Source organism: Pandoraea horticolens, from assembly GCF_902459555.1.
GTDB lineage: Bacteria > Pseudomonadota > Gammaproteobacteria > Burkholderiales > Burkholderiaceae > Pandoraea > Pandoraea horticolens.
Genome location: NZ_CABPSM010000067.1, coordinates 1 through 575, shown reverse-complemented (window position 1 = coordinate 575; position 575 = coordinate 1). Strand labels below are relative to the sequence as shown.

The following is a 575-nucleotide window of genomic DNA, read 5'->3' as shown; positions in this document are numbered from 1 at the left end:
TCTGGGCGACGGCTTCTACGAGACGCAACTGGTGCGCGACCAGATCACGGGCCTGACCGGCAAGACGCTGCTGGCGGACTATACCGACTATCTGGACGAGTACACGGCGCTGCTCAATAACGGGGTGGCGTACGGCAAGCAGTTCGGGCTGGCGGTCGGGGTGGGTCTGTCGGACGCGCAGATGAAGCAACTGACGAGCGACATGGTGTGGCTCGTCTCGCAGAACGTGACGCTGCCGGACGGCTCGGTGCAGTCGGTGTTGGTGCCGAAGGTGTATCTGGCGCAGGCCAATACGGTCGATCTCACGAACACGGGGGCGTTGGTGGGCGGCGGTAGCGTGAAGCTTGCCGCCACGGGGGATGTCAAGAACAGCGGTCGGATCGTGAGCGACACCGCGACGACCATACTTGGCGACGCCATCGTGAACCTCGGCGCCGTTAGCAGCAGCGGTACGACGGCGCTCTTAGCGTCGGGCGACATTCGCAATACGGGTGGGCGCATCGGCGGCAAGGACGTCGTGGCACAGGCTGGCCGCGACCTCATCAACGAATCGAGCACGCTGACGCAGAAGGCGG

Annotated in this window: 1 protein-coding gene; it reads left to right on the top strand. The window is 64.7% G+C overall.

The genetic code is table 11. From position 1 onward, the window contains the following. Positions 1-575, top strand: a 575-nt coding sequence (locus PHO31112_RS27375) for an S-layer family protein (protein WP_174995921.1), incomplete at both ends; no start/stop codon positions are given.